Annotated in this window: 13 protein-coding genes, 1 tRNA gene and 1 riboswitch; of the genes, 7 read left to right on the top strand and 7 right to left on the bottom strand. The window is 66.0% G+C overall.

The genetic code is table 11. The annotated features are described in order from the left end of the window. Positions 1-31: 31 nt before the first annotated feature. Both pheA and AC3WJB_RS09855 read right to left on the bottom strand, forming a co-directional pair. On the bottom strand, positions 32-1,120 hold the full coding sequence (pheA, locus tag AC3WJB_RS09860) for a prephenate dehydratase (RefSeq protein ID WP_492681073.1): 1,089 nt from the start codon (positions 1,118-1,120) through the stop codon (positions 32-34). 131 nt (positions 1,121-1,251) lie between these two features. After that, positions 1,252-2,019, bottom strand: a complete 768-nt coding sequence (locus tag AC3WJB_RS09855) for an FHA domain-containing protein (protein ID WP_492681071.1) — start codon at positions 2,017-2,019, stop codon at positions 1,252-1,254. A 182-nt stretch (positions 2,020-2,201) separates the two neighbouring features. On the opposite strand from AC3WJB_RS09855, the gene AC3WJB_RS09850 reads away from it, so the two are divergent. Further along, positions 2,202-2,477 (top strand): polyhydroxyalkanoic acid system family protein, encoded by a 276-nt coding sequence (locus tag AC3WJB_RS09850; protein WP_492681069.1) that lies wholly within the window; start codon positions 2,202-2,204, stop codon positions 2,475-2,477. Positions 2,478-2,575: 98 nt separating this feature from the next. Then, positions 2,576-2,794, top strand: coding sequence for a translation initiation factor IF-1 (infA, locus tag AC3WJB_RS09845; protein ID WP_007508585.1), 219 nt, complete (start codon positions 2,576-2,578; stop codon positions 2,792-2,794). A 74-nt stretch (positions 2,795-2,868) separates the two neighbouring features. On the opposite strand, the gene clpA is transcribed toward infA, so the two are convergent. Continuing rightward, positions 2,869-5,142 carry an ATP-dependent Clp protease ATP-binding subunit ClpA gene (gene clpA / locus AC3WJB_RS09840; protein ID WP_492681067.1) on the bottom strand — a complete coding sequence of 758 codons (2,274 nt, stop codon included), beginning with the start codon at positions 5,140-5,142 and terminating at the stop codon, positions 2,869-2,871. A gap of 65 nt (positions 5,143-5,207) precedes the next feature. Beyond that, positions 5,208-5,534: an ATP-dependent Clp protease adapter ClpS gene (gene clpS / locus AC3WJB_RS09835; RefSeq protein WP_492681065.1), complete on the bottom strand. Its 327-nt coding sequence runs from the start codon at positions 5,532-5,534 to the stop codon at positions 5,208-5,210. A gap of 167 nt (positions 5,535-5,701) precedes the next feature. Between clpS and mnmA the strand changes: the two genes are divergently transcribed. Genes mnmA through rnt form a run of 3 tightly spaced genes read left to right on the top strand, consistent with a single transcriptional unit; the run spans position 5,702 to position 8,217 of the window. Beyond that, complete coding sequence (mnmA, locus tag AC3WJB_RS09830) at positions 5,702-6,847, top strand: tRNA 2-thiouridine(34) synthase MnmA (RefSeq protein WP_492681063.1); 1,146 nt, start codon at positions 5,702-5,704, stop codon at positions 6,845-6,847. Between the two features lie 45 nt (positions 6,848-6,892). Continuing rightward, positions 6,893-7,513, top strand: a complete 621-nt coding sequence (hflD, locus tag AC3WJB_RS09825; protein ID WP_492681061.1) for a high frequency lysogenization protein HflD — start codon at positions 6,893-6,895, stop codon at positions 7,511-7,513. A gap of 38 nt (positions 7,514-7,551) precedes the next feature. After that, positions 7,552-8,217: a ribonuclease T gene (rnt, locus tag AC3WJB_RS09820; RefSeq protein ID WP_492681059.1), complete on the top strand. Its 666-nt coding sequence runs from the start codon at positions 7,552-7,554 to the stop codon at positions 8,215-8,217. 15 nt (positions 8,218-8,232) lie between these two features. On the opposite strand, the gene AC3WJB_RS09815 is transcribed toward rnt, so the two are convergent. From AC3WJB_RS09815 to rnr, 3 genes are read right to left on the bottom strand one after another with little or no spacing between them, the layout of a single operon-like run. Further along, positions 8,233-8,526, bottom strand: a complete 294-nt coding sequence (locus AC3WJB_RS09815) for a CBU_0592 family membrane protein (RefSeq protein WP_492681057.1) — start codon at positions 8,524-8,526, stop codon at positions 8,233-8,235. Further along, positions 8,523-9,266: a 23S rRNA (guanosine(2251)-2'-O)-methyltransferase RlmB gene (gene rlmB / locus AC3WJB_RS09810; RefSeq protein ID WP_492681055.1), complete on the bottom strand. Its 744-nt coding sequence runs from the start codon at positions 9,264-9,266 to the stop codon at positions 8,523-8,525. Before rlmB ends, AC3WJB_RS09815 begins: the two co-directional genes overlap by 4 nt. Further along, positions 9,263-11,752, bottom strand: a complete 2,490-nt coding sequence (rnr, locus tag AC3WJB_RS09805; protein ID WP_492681053.1) for a ribonuclease R — start codon at positions 11,750-11,752, stop codon at positions 9,263-9,265. Before rnr ends, rlmB begins: the two co-directional genes overlap by 4 nt. 236 nt (positions 11,753-11,988) lie before the next feature. Here rnr and AC3WJB_RS09800 point away from each other — a divergent pair. Continuing rightward, positions 11,989-12,075, top strand: a tRNA-Leu gene (locus AC3WJB_RS09800). A 244-nt stretch (positions 12,076-12,319) separates the two neighbouring features. After that, positions 12,320-12,418: riboswitch (glycine riboswitch) on the top strand. A 39-nt stretch (positions 12,419-12,457) separates the two neighbouring features. Beyond that, positions 12,458-15,361 carry an aminomethyl-transferring glycine dehydrogenase gene (gene gcvP / locus AC3WJB_RS09795; protein WP_492681051.1) on the top strand — a complete coding sequence of 968 codons (2,904 nt, stop codon included), beginning with the start codon at positions 12,458-12,460 and terminating at the stop codon, positions 15,359-15,361. Positions 15,362-15,389 lie beyond the last annotated feature (28 nt).

Here is a 15,389-nt window from a genome sequence, read left to right as displayed (position 1 = left end):
GGATACCCGTCAGGCCAGGGCCGCGCGTACATCAGGGCAACGCGACCGGATAGGAGCCGAGCACCCGTACCGCCCCGGCCGAGGCATCGATCTCCTGGATCGCCGCCTGCAACTTCTCATCGTCCACGTGCCCGGAGACGTCGATGAAGAAAGCGTATTGCCATTTGCCGGTATGCGCCGGCCGCGACTCGATGCGGTTCATGCTGATGTCGCGCTGGGCAAATGGGCTGAGCACGCGGTACAGCGCGCCAGGACGGTCATTCACGGTAACCAGCAGGGAGGTGCGGTCGTTGCCGGAAGCGGGAAAGCGGTTGCGTCCAATGACGAGGAAGCGCGTGGTGTTGTCGGCACGGTCCTCCACGCCCTGGGCGATGATCTTCAGGCCGTAGATCTTGCCGGCCGACTCGCTGGCAATCGCCGCCACGTCGTCGGCATGCCGCGCCAGGCGAGCCGCCTCGGCGTTGCTGCTGGTCGGCAGGTATTCAACATCCGGCAGGTTCACGCGCAGCCATGTCTTGCACTGTTGGAACGACTGTGGATGGGCATACACGCGACGGATATCCTCGGCATGGTCAGCGCGCGAGAGCAGGCACTGATGGACGTGCAGGTCGATCTCCCCGCAGATGACGGCCTCGGAGGTAAGGAACATGTCCAGCGTCACCTGGATCATGCCCTGACCGGAGTTCTCCACCGGCACCACGCCAAAGTCCGCATTCCCGGAAGCGACTTCCTGGAAGACCTCCTCGATGCTGCCCAGCGGCAAGCCATAAGCGGCGTGGCCGAAATGCTTGAACACGGCCTGCTCGCTGAACGTGCCTTGCGGCCCGAGATAGCCGACCTTGAGCGGATCCTCCTGGGCCAGGCAGGAGGACATGATCTCGCGGAACAGGCGCACCATTTCCGTGTCCGGCAGCGGCCCGTCGTTGCGGTCGACGACCATGCGCAGCACGTGGGCCTCGCGTTCGGGCCGGTAATAGTCGATCGCCGCCAGGCCCTCGCCCTTGACCGTGGCCACTTCGCGCGCGCGTTGCGCGCGCTCGGAAATCAATTGCTGGATCTGCCGATCGATGCTGTCGATCCGCTCGCGCATGTCGCTCAAGGAAATGGGAGTCTCACTCATGGGCCAGTCGCCTGTAGACGAGGGTGCCGCTACGCGCGCGGCATGAAAAAACAGACCACGCCCGGTTCCTGCAGGGCGCGAAACAACTGCGTTTTATACAACGAGTGACAGGCGCCACCAAGTACCCGCGGTCAAAACCGCACCAGCAACAACAACGCGATGCCCAGCGCCAGGATGGCGGCGGTCACGATCAACCATGCCGTCCCCGCATGCGACGGTGCCGTGGCCGGGCGGGAGGGCGGCGGCGCCGGCAACGTAGCCGGCTCCGGCTCCGGTTTCATCCCGGGAGCCGACACCACGAAACGATGCAGGCCGATCCCGATCTGGTCACCTGGTTGCAGCACCACGTCGGTCACCAGGTTGCCGTTGACCCGCAAGCCCTGTCGCGCGGACGGCTCCAGTACGGCAAGGACCAGGCGCCCGTCGCGCCAACCGATGCGCAACGACGCGCTCCCGCCCTGTGGCAGCTCCAGGGGATAACGTCCGCGCGGACCCAGCTCCAGGTATTCGTGCACCGCCAGGACCTTGCCCGACAGGGGCCCGGCCACGGCCCTCAAGGCAACCGTGCAATGCGCACGGTCGACCACGGCCTGCGGCGGCTGGCGGTGGTCCGGCGCCTCGTCGGCACACAACAGCAGGCGGCAATCCCCCAGGCTGACCACGTCGCCGGGGCGCAGCAAGGCCAGTTCGCGGACCGGCCGCGCGTTGACATAGACGTGCGGTGCACCCGGCACCACCCACAGCACCCAGCCGCGGGCGTCGGACTCGAGCAACAGGTGCCGCGGTGCCGCCTGCCCCGCAGTCAGGACCAGGTCATTGTCGGGCGCGCTGCCGATGCGCAGCCGCGCTTGGGTCCACGACAGGCTGTCGCGGCTGGCCGGGATGAATTCAATGCGCATCGATCAATCGACCAAACCAGTACCCATACCCTGAAAAACCGGCGCCGCCAGCGCAGGCGCGGAACCCGCACATGGCCGGTCGCGCCACACACCCGGACCGGTGCAGGGGCGCCGCCGCATCGCGCATCGACCCAAGCCTTGTATGCTGGCATACAACCCTGGTATCTGCACTGAAGACCTGCATGGCCACGATCGACATCGAGCGCACGCACAACCTGGACGTGGCCGGCGTCCGCAGCCTGATCGACGACTTGGCCGCTGGCCTCCACCGGCAGTACGGCCTGGATCATCGCTGGCAGGGCGACGTTTTGCAGCTTTGCGGCAACGGCGTCCGCGGGGCGATCACGGTCGGCGCGCACAGCGTGCGGGTCACCGCCGAGCTGGGGCTCCTGCTGCGGCCGTGGCGCGGAAAAATTGAGCAGGACATCCGCGCCAGGCTGGATCGGCACCTGGCATAACGGTTCTCAAACGGGGCCTTGCTGCCGGCTCCCCTCGATCCATGTCATACTTGCACGCTTCCGCGGCCGGTTCGGCCGTGCGCGACTACCCGGAACACATGGCCAAAGACGACGTCATTGAAATGGAAGGCACGGTGCAGGAGACCCTGCCCAATACCATGTTCCGCGTGCAGCTGGAAAACGGGCACGTGATCATTGCCCACATTTCCGGTCGCATGCGCAAGCATTACATCCGCATCCTCACCGGCGACAAGGTGAAGATTGAAATGACGCCGTACGACTTGAGCAAGGGCCGCATCACCTATCGCATGAAGTAGGCCGCCGGCTGCTGGCACAGAGCGCCAGTGCCCCGATCGCCGGCACGCGCGATGGCGTGCCGGGAACCGTCCACCTACTCCACCACCGCCGGCAGCTTTTCCAGGCCTTCGGCGTTCACCTGCAGTTCGCCATCGACCACGCTCAGGCGCACCGTGCCGCCGTCGGCCAACTTGCCAAACAGCAGCTCGTCGGCCAGCGCGCGCTTGACCTTGTCCTGGATGACGCGAGCCATGGGACGCGCACCCATGTGCGGGTCGAAGCCGTGCTCGGCCAGCCAGCGGCGGGCATCGGCGTCCACGTCCAGGCTCACCCGCTTCTCGGTCAGCTGTGCCTCCAGCTCGATCAGGAACTTGTCCACCACCCGCAGCACGTGCTCGAACCCCAGCGCGTTGAACTGGATGATCGCATCCAGGCGGTTGCGGAACTCCGGCGTGAACAGGCGGCGGATCACTTCCATCGCATCGGACTCATGCTTTTGCTCGACAAAGCCAATACCACGCCGCGAGGCGAGTTGGGCCCCCGCGTTCGTGGTCATCACCACGATCACGTTCTTGAAGTTGGCTTCGCGCCCGTTGGTGTCGGTGAGCGCACCGTGGTCCATGACCTGCAGCAAGGTGTTGAACACGTCCGGATGGGCCTTCTCGATCTCGTCCAGCAGCAGCACCGCATGCGGGTGCTTGACCACGGCTTCGGTGAGCAGGCCGCCCTGGTCGAAACCAACATAGCCCGGGGGTGCGCCAATCAGCCGCGAAACCGAATGGCCTTCCATGTACTCGGACATGTCGAAGCGGATCAGCTCGATCCCGAGCTGCAGCGCCAGCTGCTTGGTGACCTCGGTCTTGCCCACACCGGTCGGACCGGCGAGCAGGAAGCAGCCGATTGGCCGCGACGGATCTGCCAGGCCGGAACGCGCCATCTTGATCGAGGCCGCCAGGGCTTCGATTGCCGAATCCTGGCCAAACACCACCATCTTCAAGTTGCGCTCCAGGCTGCGCAGCACGTCGCGGTCGGACGCCGACACCTGCTTGGCCGGGATACGCGCCATCTTGGCGACGATGTATTCCACTTCGGCGACGTCGATCTTGCCGGTGCGCTGATCTTCCGGCAGCAGGCGTTGGCGTGCGCCGGCCTCGTCGATCACGTCGATGGCCTTGTCGGGCAGCAGGCGGTCGGGGATGTGCTTCACCGACAGGTCGACCGCAGCCTTCAAGGCCTCGTTGGTGTAGCTGACCTGATGATGTGCCTCAAAGCGCGAGCGCAGGCCCTTGAGGATCTCGATGCTGTCTGCCACCGACGGTTCGACCACGTCGATCTTCTGGAAGCGGCGGGCCAGCGCGCGATCCTTCTCGAACACGCTCCGGTATTCCTGGAACGTGGTCGAACCGATGCAGCGCAGCTCACCCGAGGCCAACATCGGCTTGATCAGGTTGCTGGCGTCCATCGTGCCGCCAGACGCCGAACCCGCGCCAATGATGGTATGGATCTCGTCGATGAAGAGGATCGAGCCAGGCTGCTGCTTGAGCTGGCTGATCACTCCCTTCAGACGCTTCTCGAAGTCGCCGCGGTACTTCGTGCCGGCCACCAGTGCGCCCAGATCCAGCGCCCAGATCGTCGCGTCCTCCAGCACCTGGGGCACTTCGCCATCCACGATGCGCTTGGCCAGACCTTCGGCCAGGGCGGTCTTGCCCACGCCGGCGTCGCCGACATAGAGCGGGTTGTTCTTGCGCCGACGGCACAGCACCTGGATCGTGCGCTCGATCTCGTCGGTGCGCCCAATCAGCGGATCGATCTTGCCTTGCAGGGCCAGCTCGTTGAGGTTGTTGGCAAACTCCTGCAGCGGATTGTTCTTGCCCTCGCCGCCCTCCTCGGCTTCGCGCTCGCCGGCGCCAACGCTGCCGGCCGTCGGCTCATCGCCAACCTTGGCAATGCCGTGCGACATGTAGTTGACGACGTCCAGGCGGGTGATCTCCTGCTGGTGCATGAAATACACCGCGTGCGAATCCTTCTCGCCAAAGATTGCCACCAGCACGTTCGCACCGGTGACTTCCTTGCGCCCGGAAGATTGCACGTGATAGACGGCGCGCTGCAGCACGCGCTGGAAGCCCAGCGTCGGCTGCGTGTCGCGCTCGTCGCCCCGCGGCAATACCGGCACGGTCTCGGCAATGATGCGTTCCAGGTCGGCGATCAGGCGCGGCAGGTCGGCGCCACAGGCGCGCAAGGCGCTCAGCGCGGACTGGTTGCTGGTCAAGGCGAGCAACAAATGCTCGACGGTCATGAACTCGTAGTGCTGCTCGCGCGCCTGCTTGTAGCATTGGCCGATGGTGACTTCCAGATCCTTGCTGAACATGCGGATCGTCTCCAGCTAGGTGATGACGGACTTACTGCACCGCCTTGTGCACAAAATGGGGGCGCTCACAGCTTTTCCATAGTGCACAGCAGCGGGTGCTGGTGCGCGCGCGAGAATTCATTGACGTGCACAACCTTAGTTTCCGCAACTTCGCGCGTAAATACACCACAAACACCGCGACCTCGCGTGTGCACGTGCAGCATGATCTGTACCGCCTGCTCCTGGTTGAGGTCGAAGAACGCGCGCAACACCTCTACCACAAAGTCCATCGGCGTGAAGTCATCGTTCAGCAGCAACACCTGGAACAACGGTGGCCGAGCCACGTCGGGCTTGGCGGGTGCTACCGCCAGGCCGCGGTCGTTGCCATGTTCCGATTCGTATTCTTGGCTCATGGTAATGGGATCGATGCACCTGACTCGATTATACGCGCTGACCAATACGCCTCTGCGGCGTAACCGCCTCTGAGGTGATGGCACAATGTGCCCATTTCCAGTGCTTCGCACTCTATGAACGAACTCATTTCCACGCCCATGGGCAACCGACCCCAGGTCGGCGGGCCATGAAGGTCATGCTCGGCATGTCGGGGGGCGTCGACTCGTCCGTGGCGGCCCTGCTGTTGCAGCGGCAAGGCCACCGGGTCGAGGGCCTGTTCATGCAAAATTGGGAGGACGACGGGCTTGCCGGTCCCTGCACGGTCGATGGCGACCGCAAGGATGCGGTAGCCGTCTGCGGGCAACTGGGCATCCCGTTCCATGCCCGCAACTTTGCCGCCGAATACATGGAGCGCGTCTTTGCCCATTTCCTCGACGAGTACCGGGCCGGCCGCACGCCCAATCCGGATGTGGCCTGCAACCGCGAAATCAAGTTCAAGACCTTCCTCGACGAAGCCCGCGCGCTTGGCGCCGAGCGCATCGCCACCGGCCATTACGCCCAGGTCAGGGAGCGTGACGGTGAGTACCAGCTGTTGCGCGCCGCCGACGCGGCCAAGGACCAGACCTATTTCCTGTACACGCTGAACCAGCGGCAGTTGGCCGCCACGCTGTTTCCCATCGGGACGTTGGAAAAGGCGCAGGTGCGCCGCCTGGCGCGCGAGGCCGGATTGGCGACTTCGGCGAAGAAGGATTCGACCGGCATCTGCTTCATTGGCGAGCGCGATTTCCGCAGTTTCCTCGCCCACTATCTCCCGGCGCGCCCGGGAGAACTGCTCACGCCTGGCGGAAACCGCGTCGGCACGCATCAAGGCGCGATGTACTACACCCTGGGCCAGCGCAATGGCCTGGGCATCGGCGGCCGCCAAGACGCCAGTGGGGCACCGTGGTACGTGGTCGGCAAGGACGTGGCCGCGAACGTGGTTTATGTCGCCCAGGGCGGTGCAAACCACTGGCTGCAGTCCCGGCGCCTGCGCACGGCGGCCACCGACTGGGTCGCTGGCCACGCCCCGGCGGCCCGTTTCCGCTGCACGGCGCGCACGCGCTATCGCCAGCAGGACCAGGGCTGTACCGTGGAGGTACGCGCCGACCGGCTCGATGTGACGTTCGACCAGGCCCAGGTGGCCGTCGCTCCAGGGCAGTCGATCGTCCTGTACGCGGGCGCCGTGTGCCTCGGCGGGGCGATCATCGCAGCCACCGATGCGGCGTTTGGCGGCCTGGTGCCCGAGCCTGCCACCGCCCATGAGCAGTTAGAGCCGCTCGCGCAGCACTTTTGACGCATCACCGAGGAGCACCACCGCACCGTGTTTGAGACTTTTGGCATGAATGAGGAACGGGTGATCGCGCTGGCCGGCCTGTTCCAGGCCTGCGCGCTGACCCAGCAACTGGCCAACACCGGCCGTTGCGACGAGAGCGCGATGGAGACCGGCATCGCCAGCGTCTTCCGCATCGACGCGCCCTCGGTCACCGCGGTCTACGGCAGTGTCTCGGGGCTGCGCGTCGGCCTGCGTGCGCTGGTCAACCAGCTCGACGAAACCGACCAGAGCATGCTGGTCACGAAGATGGCGATCACCGTCGTGCGGCTGGAGCGCAACCTCAGCGCGCACCAGGATCTGCTGGACAAGCTGCAGACCGGCATCGTCGCCGCGCAACGTCAGGTGGAGCACTTCGGCCAGGACTCCGCGCAGGTCATCGCCCGGCTCGCCGAGCTGTACACCTCGGTGCTCTCCACTCAGCAGCCGCGGGTCATGGTCAGCGGCAACCCGGAACAGTTGCAGCAGCCGGCGGTGGTCGAGAAGATCCGCAGCAATCTGCTGGCCGCGGTGCGCTCGGCCGTGTTGTGGCGGCAAATCGGCGGCCGGCAATGGCAACTGCTTCTGTACCGGCGCCAATGCATCATGTTGGCGCGTGGCCTCTTGACCGGGGTGACGCTGGACCACTGAGCGCGAACGGGCCGCCGGGGCGCTGTTATCCTTCGCGGATGGATGAACCTGCCAGCAATGCCAGCGCCTCGATCCACATGGCGGAGCGCTTTCGCGGTTACCTGCCAGTCGTGGTGGACGTCGAGACCGGCGGCTTCGATGACGAACACGATGCGCTGCTTGAAATCGCCGCCATCCCGCTGACCCTGGACGCGGACGGTCGCCTGGGTCTGGCGCCGACCCTGCACACCCACGTCGAGCCCTTTCCCGGCGCGAACCTCGATCCACGCTCGCTGGAAATCACCGGTATCGATCCCTACAACCCGCTGCGCGGCGCCATGAAGGAAGACCTGGCGCTGAGCTATATCTTCCACGGTGTGCGTGAGGCGATCCACGCCGCCGGTTGCCAGCGCGCCATCCTGGTCGGGCACAATGCGGCTTTCGACCTCGGCTTCCTGAACCAGGCTGTGGCGCGCTGCCACTTCAAGCGCAACCCCTTTCACCCCTTCAGCTGCTTCGACACGGTGACCCTGGGCGGCCTGGCTTATGGCCAGACCGTGCTCAGCAAGGCCGTGCTTGCCTCGGGCCACGCCTTCGACACCCACGAGGCGCATTCGGCGATCTACGACGCCGAACGCACCGCCGAGCTGTTCTGCACCGTGGTCAACCGCTGGCGCCAGTTCGAACTGCTGGCACGTGAGTCCGGTGGCCTGGTGGTGGGTTGACGCCGTGCCGATACCCTAGCGCCAAGGCTCCTCGGGCCCAATCTCGGTGGAGACCACCTTGCGCGCACGCCGGCCGCGCACGATGCCGTACAGGCTGATCAACAGCCACGCCAACTCCATGAGGAAGGCCGGCAGATTGAAGCCGCCGAACATCAGCGACAGCATGACGCCGAGCGCGCCGAACAGGTTCATCAGCTGGTACACCAGTCCGTCGCCCCGCAACACCCGGGCCTGCAGCAGCAGGTAGGCCAGCAGCACCAGGACCACACCGACGTAGCCGGTCCAGTCATACCAGAAGATGGTCGTCATCGAGCACCTCGCTGTCGCAATGCTTCAAACAGGGCAATGCCGGTGGCCACGGATACATTCAGGCTCTCCATCGCGCCCGGCATGGGGATTTCCACCACGAAATCGCACAGCTCCCGGGTCAGGCGGCGCAAGCCATCGCCCTCGCCGCCCAGTACGAGGGCAACCGGCCCACGCAGGTCCACGGCGTGGATGGACTGTCCGGTACCCCCGGCCAGGCCGGTGATCCACACGCCGGCGGCTTTGAGCTCACGCAGCGTGCGCGCCAGGTTCGTCACCGCAATCAGCGGGACCAGCTCCGCACCGCCGGCAGCCGCCCGCCGCACCACGGGCGTCAGGCCGACGGCACGATCCTTGGGTACGACCACGGCGGTCGCCTTGGCCGCGGCCGCACTGCGCAGGCAGGCGCCCAGGTTGTGCGGGTCGGTCACCCCATCGAGCACCAGGACCAGTGCCTGCGCCCCATCACGCGCCAACAGGGCCGACAAGTCTGCTTCTTGCGCCGCGGGTGACAGCTCGCAGCGCACCGCCACGCCCTGGTGCCGGGCCGCACCGGCGTGCCGCTCCAGCTCGGCCCGTTCGACTGGGCGCACGGCGATGTGCAATTGCTGGGCACGCTCTGCCAGTTCCTGTGCCCGGGCGTTGCGCCGACCGCTTTCCACCAGCAGCTCACGCACTGCCGCCGGATCGTTGCGCAAGGCGCTGTCGACCGGGTTGATGCCGACGATCCAGCTCTCGCTCATGGCTTGCGATCGGCCTGGGCGGATCGCCGTCCGGGCTTGCGCCGACCCGAGGTCTTGGCTGCGGTCTTGCCGGCCGCAGCCTGACTCGGGGACCGCGACTTCACGCCACCCCGCCCCGACGGCCTGGCCGGACCACCGAGTGAGCCAGCACGCTTTGCGCCCTGCCCCCCAGCCTTGCCGCGTGTCGGCGCGGTGGTCGTCGTCCGCGCGCCAGCGGCGCGCTGATCGGCTGGCCGGGCAGACGCCGTGACCTTTGCCGCTCGCTTGGCCTGCCGAGGCTTGCGCTCGACCTGCTCCTTGGCCTCGCGGGTCCGCGGCGCCACCAGGCGAAAGTCGATCTTGCGATCCTCGAGGCTGGCGCGCAGGACCTGGACCCGCACATGATCTCCAAGGCGGAATTGCAGTCCGGTGCGCTCACCGCTCAACAGCTTTCGGATGGCATCGAAGCGGTAATAGTCGTTGGCCAGTTGGCTGATGTGGACCAGGCCGGAGACCTTGGATTCGTCCAATTCCACGAACAAGCCAAATGAGGTGACCCCAGTGACCAGGCCATCGAATTCGCTGCCGATGTGCTTTTCCATCCATGCACACTTGAAGCGCTCGTCGACGTCACGTTCGGCCTCCTCGGCGCGCCGCTCACGATGCGAGCACTGCACGGCCATCGCCGCCATCTCGGTCGCGCTGTACAGGTAATCACTCGGCTTGCCCCCAGCCAGGGCGTAGCGGATCGCGCGATGCACCAGCAGGTCCGGATAGCGGCGGATCGGCGAGGTGAAATGGGCGTAGGCGTCCAGCGCCAGGCCGAAGTGGCCGCGGTTCTCAGGCTGGTAGGCAGCCATGCTCTGCGCGCGCAGCAGCACCGACTGGATCAGTTCGCGCTCGGGCCGGTCCTTGACCAGGGCCAGGATTTCCGCGAAATCCGCCGGGGCCACTTCTTCCAGCGGCGGCATACGCAATTTGAACTCGCGCAGGAACTGCTGCAGGTCTTCGTATTTGTCGGCCGGCGGCGGCTCGTGCGCGCGGAACAAGGCGGGGATCTTCCTCTTCTCCAGGAACCGCGCCGCCTGCACGTTGGCGGCAATCATGCATTCCTCGATCAGCTTGTGCGCGTCGTTGCGCTCGGTGGCGCCCATGGATTCGACGCCACCGGTCTGGTCCAGGCGAAACTTCACCTCGACGGTCTCAAAGTCGATCGCCCCCCGCCGCTTGCGCTGCTGCGCCATGGCGCGATACAGGTCGTACAGTTCGCGCAATTGCGGCAGCACATCAGACACGGCCTGCAACGCATCCGGTGCCGCCAGGCCAACCGCCTGCCAGACCAGGTCATAGGTCAGACGCGCGTGTGAGCACATCACCGCCGGATAAAATTTCGACCGCGTGACCTCGCCAGTGGGGTCGACCAGCATGTCGCACACCATGCACAGGCGATCCACTTTCGGATTCAGTGAGCAGATGCCGTTGGAGAGGGTCTCGGGCAGCATTGGCACCACGAACCCGGGAAAGTACACCGAGGTACCGCGCTCGTACGCCTCATGGTCCAACGCCTCGCCGGCACGGACGTAGTGCGAGACGTCCGCAATCGCCACCAGCAGACGCCAACCGCCGCCACGCCGCGGCTCGGCATACACGGCATCATCGAAATCGCGGGCATCGACGCCATCGATGGTCACCAGCGGCAGCTCGCGCAGGTCGACCCGCCCCTGGCGTTCGGCTTTGCCGACGCGGTCCGCCACTGCGGCCGCCTCGTGCAACACCGCGTCCGGCCACGCCTGCGGCAAGTCGTGGCTGGCGATTGCCATCTCCACCACCAGCGAGGGCTCGAGCCGCTCGCCGAGCACCGCGCGAATTTCACCCAGCGGTCCGCGAACCGCCGTCGGCGGGTCGGTGATTTCCACTACCACAATCTGGCCGGCGCGCGCTCCATGCTCGCCGCCCGGCTTGATCATCACGTCCACCGGCAGGCGACGGTCGTCCGGGCTCACCAGCATGACGCCGTTCTCGATGATCACCCGCCCGACCAGGCGCGATGAGCGGCGCTGCAACACTTCGGCAATTGCCCCCTGGCGCCGCCCGCGGCGATCAATGCCAACGACGCTGGCCAGGACCCGGTCGCCATGCATCACCAGGCGCATCTGCTGCGGTGACAGGTACAGGTCGTCGCCGCCCTCGTCTGGCCGCAGGAAGCCGTAGCCCTCTGCGTTGGCCAACACCGTGCCGGCCATCAGCCCGAGCTTTTCCGTCGGCGCGTAGCCGCCGCGACGACCGAGCAGCAACTGACCATCGCGCACCATCGCCGTCAGGCGCCGGTGCAGGGCGTCGAGGTCAATGGCCTGGTCGAGGCCCAGCGCCTCGGCAATACGCGCTTCCTTCAACAGCTCGCCACGCGCCTCGAGCAGCGCCAGGATGGCTTCGCGGCTGGGGATCGGGCGGGCATAGCGCTGGGCTTCACGCGCGGCCTGTGGATCGCGCGCCGCGGTCTCGTGCACGGGCGATGATCCGCGGCGCTTGGCCGTGGTCGAGTGCGCCGGTGCGCGTTTGTCGGCACGTGGTCCGGGGGAAGATTTTCTGGTCACTGACAGTCCTGGTGATGCACACGCGACCGGGATGGGTGCGCTGCGAATGTTGCGGTATCGGGGAAGTTGAGTGGTATCGGGAAAGTTGACAAGCTGCGGCCCGCTGCCTACATTACGCCGCTCGTGTCGCCGCAATGACGACATGCGTTGCCCGGGTGGCGGAATTGGTAGACGCACTAGCTTCAGGTGCTAGCGGGGGCAACTCCGTGGAGGTTCGAGTCCTCTCCCGGGCACCAATTGTAAGGGATGGCCGCCATTGTTAGGCGGCTTTCGCTTTTCTGGGTCCGTTGAACGCCTGAGCACACCAAACGCGCGGCCACCGCATCCCTGCGGCGGTTCGCCCCTGCGGTCCGGCGGCTTGACGACGCACTGTATAATTCCCGCATCAGCGCTGGTGGGAGAAGCGGTGAGCCGGGCATCCGGCTGGACCGCTGCCGAAGACGTAATGCCCGTAATCGCTCAGGCACCCATACCACCATGCGCACACACTCTGGAGAGACCGGTTGAATCCGGCGCCGAAGGGGCACGAAGCACGTCATGTGCTTCCAAACTCTCAGGCAAAAGAACAGAGGGGCGCTCCCCGTGCGGCACGGCACGGCACCAGTCGGACGTCCAATCATGAGCCAGCCATCCATTCCATCTTTGCACGAGCTCGAGCATCACGACGAGTTCATCCAGCGTCACCTCGGCCCAAACGACGCCGAGATCGCTGACATGCTGCGGCATCTCGGCTATGCGTCGCTGGACGCCTTGACCGACGCGATCGTACCGCAAGGCATCAAATCGACGGCGCCGCTGGCCTTGTCCCGCGCGGTGACCGAGGTCGAGGCACTCGCCAAGATCGGGCGCATCGCCAAGAAGAACCAGGTGCTGCGCAGTTTCATTGGCCAGGGCTATTACGGCACCTACACGCCGAACGTCATCTTGCGCAACATCCTGGAGAACCCGGCCTGGTACACCGCCTACACGCCCTACCAGGCGGAAATCTCGCAAGGCCGCCTGGAGGCGTTGATCAACTTCCAGACCATGGTGGCCGACCTCACCGGCATGGAAATCGCCAACTCGTCCCTGCTGGATGAAGCCACGGCAGCAGCCGAGGCCATGACCCTGGCCAAGCGCTCGTGCAAATCGAAGTCGAACGTGTTCTTCGTCTCGCGCAATATGCATCCGCAGACCCTGGAGGTATTGCACACCCGCGCCGAAGGCCTGGGCATCGAGCTACAGGTGGGCGCCGATGCCGATGCCGCGGGCGTCGACAGCTTCGGCGTCCTGCTGCAGTATCCGGACACCTTCGGGCGCATTCACGACTATCGCGCCCTGGTCGATGCCGCACATGACCGCGGCGCGCTGATGGCGGTTGCCACCGACCTGCTGGCGCTGACCCTGCTGGCCGCGCCGGGCGACTGGGGCGCGGACATCGTGGTCGGCAACAGCCAGCGCTTTGGCGTGCCGCTCGGTTATGGCGGTCCGCATGCCGGCTTCATGGCTTGCCGTGACGCCTACAAGCGGCAGATACCGGGCCGCCTCATCGGCGTGTCGATCGACGCCGAGGGTCAGCCGGCCTACCGCCTCACGCTGCAGACCCGCGAGCAGCACATCCGCCGGGAGAAGGCGACATCGAACATCTGCACCGCGCAGGTCCTGCTGGCGGTCATGGCCGGCATGTACGCGGTGTACCACGGCCCGAACGGCTTGACCCGCATCGCCCAGCGCACGCATCGTCTCACGACGATCCTGGCCGCCGCCCTGCGCATGACCGGCGCGCAGGTCGATGGCGAATTCTTCGATACCTTGCACGTCGTTGGGGTGGACGCTGCCGCGATCCACGCCAAGGCCGAGCACGCGGGCATCAACCTGCGTCATGTTGACGAGCACAGCCTGGGCATCAGCCTTGACGAAACCGCCACCCGTGCCGACGTCGTGGCGATTGCCGCGCTGTTCGGCGCGACAGTTGGCAGCGACGCGGGCGACACCGCGGCGCAAACCACCATTGACGCGCTCGATGCCGCCACGGCGGACGCCCTGCCTGCCGGCCTGCTCCGGCACACTCCGTTCCTCACCCATCCCGTGTTCAACACGCATCACAGCGAGCACGAGCTGCTGCGCTACCTGCGCCAGCTGGCCGACAAGGACCTGGCGATGGATCGCAGCATGATCCCGCTGGGCAGCTGCACCATGAAGCTCAATGCCACGGCGGAAATGATCCCGATCACCTGGCCGGAATTTGGCGCCATCCATCCGCTGGCGCCGACAGCGCAGACCACGGGCTACAAGGAGCTGACCGATTCGTTGGAAGCCATGCTGGTCGAGCTGACCGGCTACGACGCGGTCAGCCTGCAGCCAAATGCCGGCGCGCAGGGCGAATACGCAGGCCTGATGGCGATCCGCGCCTGGCACCGCTCACGCGGCGAGGGCCACCGTGATGTCTGCCTGATCCCCGAGTCCGCGCACGGCACGAACCCGGCTTCGGCACACATGTGCGGCATGGAGGTCGTAGTCACCCGGTGTGACGCGCACGGCAACGTCGAAGTCGAGGACATCCGCCGGCAAGCCGAAAAATACGCCGACCGGCTGGCGGCACTGATGATCACCTACCCGTCCACCCACGGCGTGTTCGAGGAAGACATCATCGAGATTTGCGACATCGTCCACGCCAACGGCGGCCAGGTGTATACCGACGGCGCAAACATGAACGCGCTGGTCGGCGTGGCCAAGCCCGGATCCTGGGGCTCGGATGTGTCGCACCTCAACCTGCACAAGACATTCTGCATCCCGCACGGCGGTGGCGGCCCTGGCGTTGGCCCGTGCGCGGTGAAGGCGCACCTCGCCCCCTTCCTGCCGCGGAAACTGGGCGAGTCTGGCCCGGCCGGCATGGTCTCGGCAGCCAGCTACGGCAGCGCCGGCATCCTGCCAATCTCCTGGATGTACATCACCCTGATGGGCCAGCAAGGCCTGCGCAAGGCGACCCAGGTCGCCCTGCTCAACGCCAACTACATCGCCCGCCGCCTGGCCCCGCACTACCCCACCCTGTACACCGGGCGCAACGGCCTGGTGGCGCACGAGTGCATTCTCGACCTGCGCGCCATCAAGGACAGCAGCGGCATTGGCGCCGAGGACGTGGCCAAGCGCCTGATCGATTTCGGCTTCCACGCGCCGACGCTGAGCTTCCCGGTGGCCGGCACGCTGATGGTCGAACCGACCGAGAGCGAGCCCAAGGCCGAGCTCGACCGCTTCATCGAGGCCATGATCCAGATCCGCGAGGAAATCCACGCGGTCGAAGACGGCAAGCTCGATCGCGAGGACAACCCGCTCAAGCATGCCCCGCACACGGCCGCCATGGCCAGCGCGAGCGAATGGACCCACGCCTACCCGCGCGAACTGGCGGCCTATCCGTTGGCCAGCCTGAAGCAGCACAAGTACTGGTCACCGGTGGCGCGCGTGGACAACATCTACGGCGACAAGCACGTCATGTGCACATGCATCCCGATCGATGCCTACCGCGACGAACCGGCGGAGGCCTAGGCTCACGCCACCACCATACCCGTCATCC

Source organism: Rhodanobacter sp. FW510-R10, from assembly GCF_058781105.1.
Note: the sequence above shows the minus strand (reverse complement) of the source record. Positions and strands in the feature narration are given on the sequence as shown.

Bases quoted from the DNA above. Each gene is read 5' to 3' on its own strand.
- pheA (WP_492681073.1), bottom strand. From the start codon at position 1,120: ATGAGTGAGACTCCCATTTCCTTGAGCGACATGCGCGAGCGGATCGAC.
- AC3WJB_RS09855 (WP_492681071.1), bottom strand. From the start codon at position 2,019: ATGCGCATTGAATTCATCCCGGCCAGCCGCGACAGCCTGTCGTGGACC.
- AC3WJB_RS09850 (WP_492681069.1), top strand. From the start codon at position 2,202: ATGGCCACGATCGACATCGAGCGCACGCACAACCTGGACGTGGCCGGC.
- infA (WP_007508585.1), top strand. From the start codon at position 2,576: ATGGCCAAAGACGACGTCATTGAAATGGAAGGCACGGTGCAGGAGACC.
- clpA (WP_492681067.1), bottom strand. From the start codon at position 5,142: ATGTTCAGCAAGGATCTGGAAGTCACCATCGGCCAATGCTACAAGCAG.
- clpS (WP_492681065.1), bottom strand. From the start codon at position 5,534: ATGAGCCAAGAATACGAATCGGAACATGGCAACGACCGCGGCCTGGCG.
- mnmA (WP_492681063.1), top strand. From the start codon at position 5,702: ATGAAGGTCATGCTCGGCATGTCGGGGGGCGTCGACTCGTCCGTGGCG.
- hflD (WP_492681061.1), top strand. From the start codon at position 6,893: ATGAATGAGGAACGGGTGATCGCGCTGGCCGGCCTGTTCCAGGCCTGC.
- rnt (WP_492681059.1), top strand. From the start codon at position 7,552: ATGGATGAACCTGCCAGCAATGCCAGCGCCTCGATCCACATGGCGGAG.
- AC3WJB_RS09815 (WP_492681057.1), bottom strand. From the start codon at position 8,526: ATGACGACCATCTTCTGGTATGACTGGACCGGCTACGTCGGTGTGGTC.
- rlmB (WP_492681055.1), bottom strand. From the start codon at position 9,266: ATGAGCGAGAGCTGGATCGTCGGCATCAACCCGGTCGACAGCGCCTTG.
- gcvP (WP_492681051.1), top strand. From the start codon at position 12,458: ATGAGCCAGCCATCCATTCCATCTTTGCACGAGCTCGAGCATCACGAC.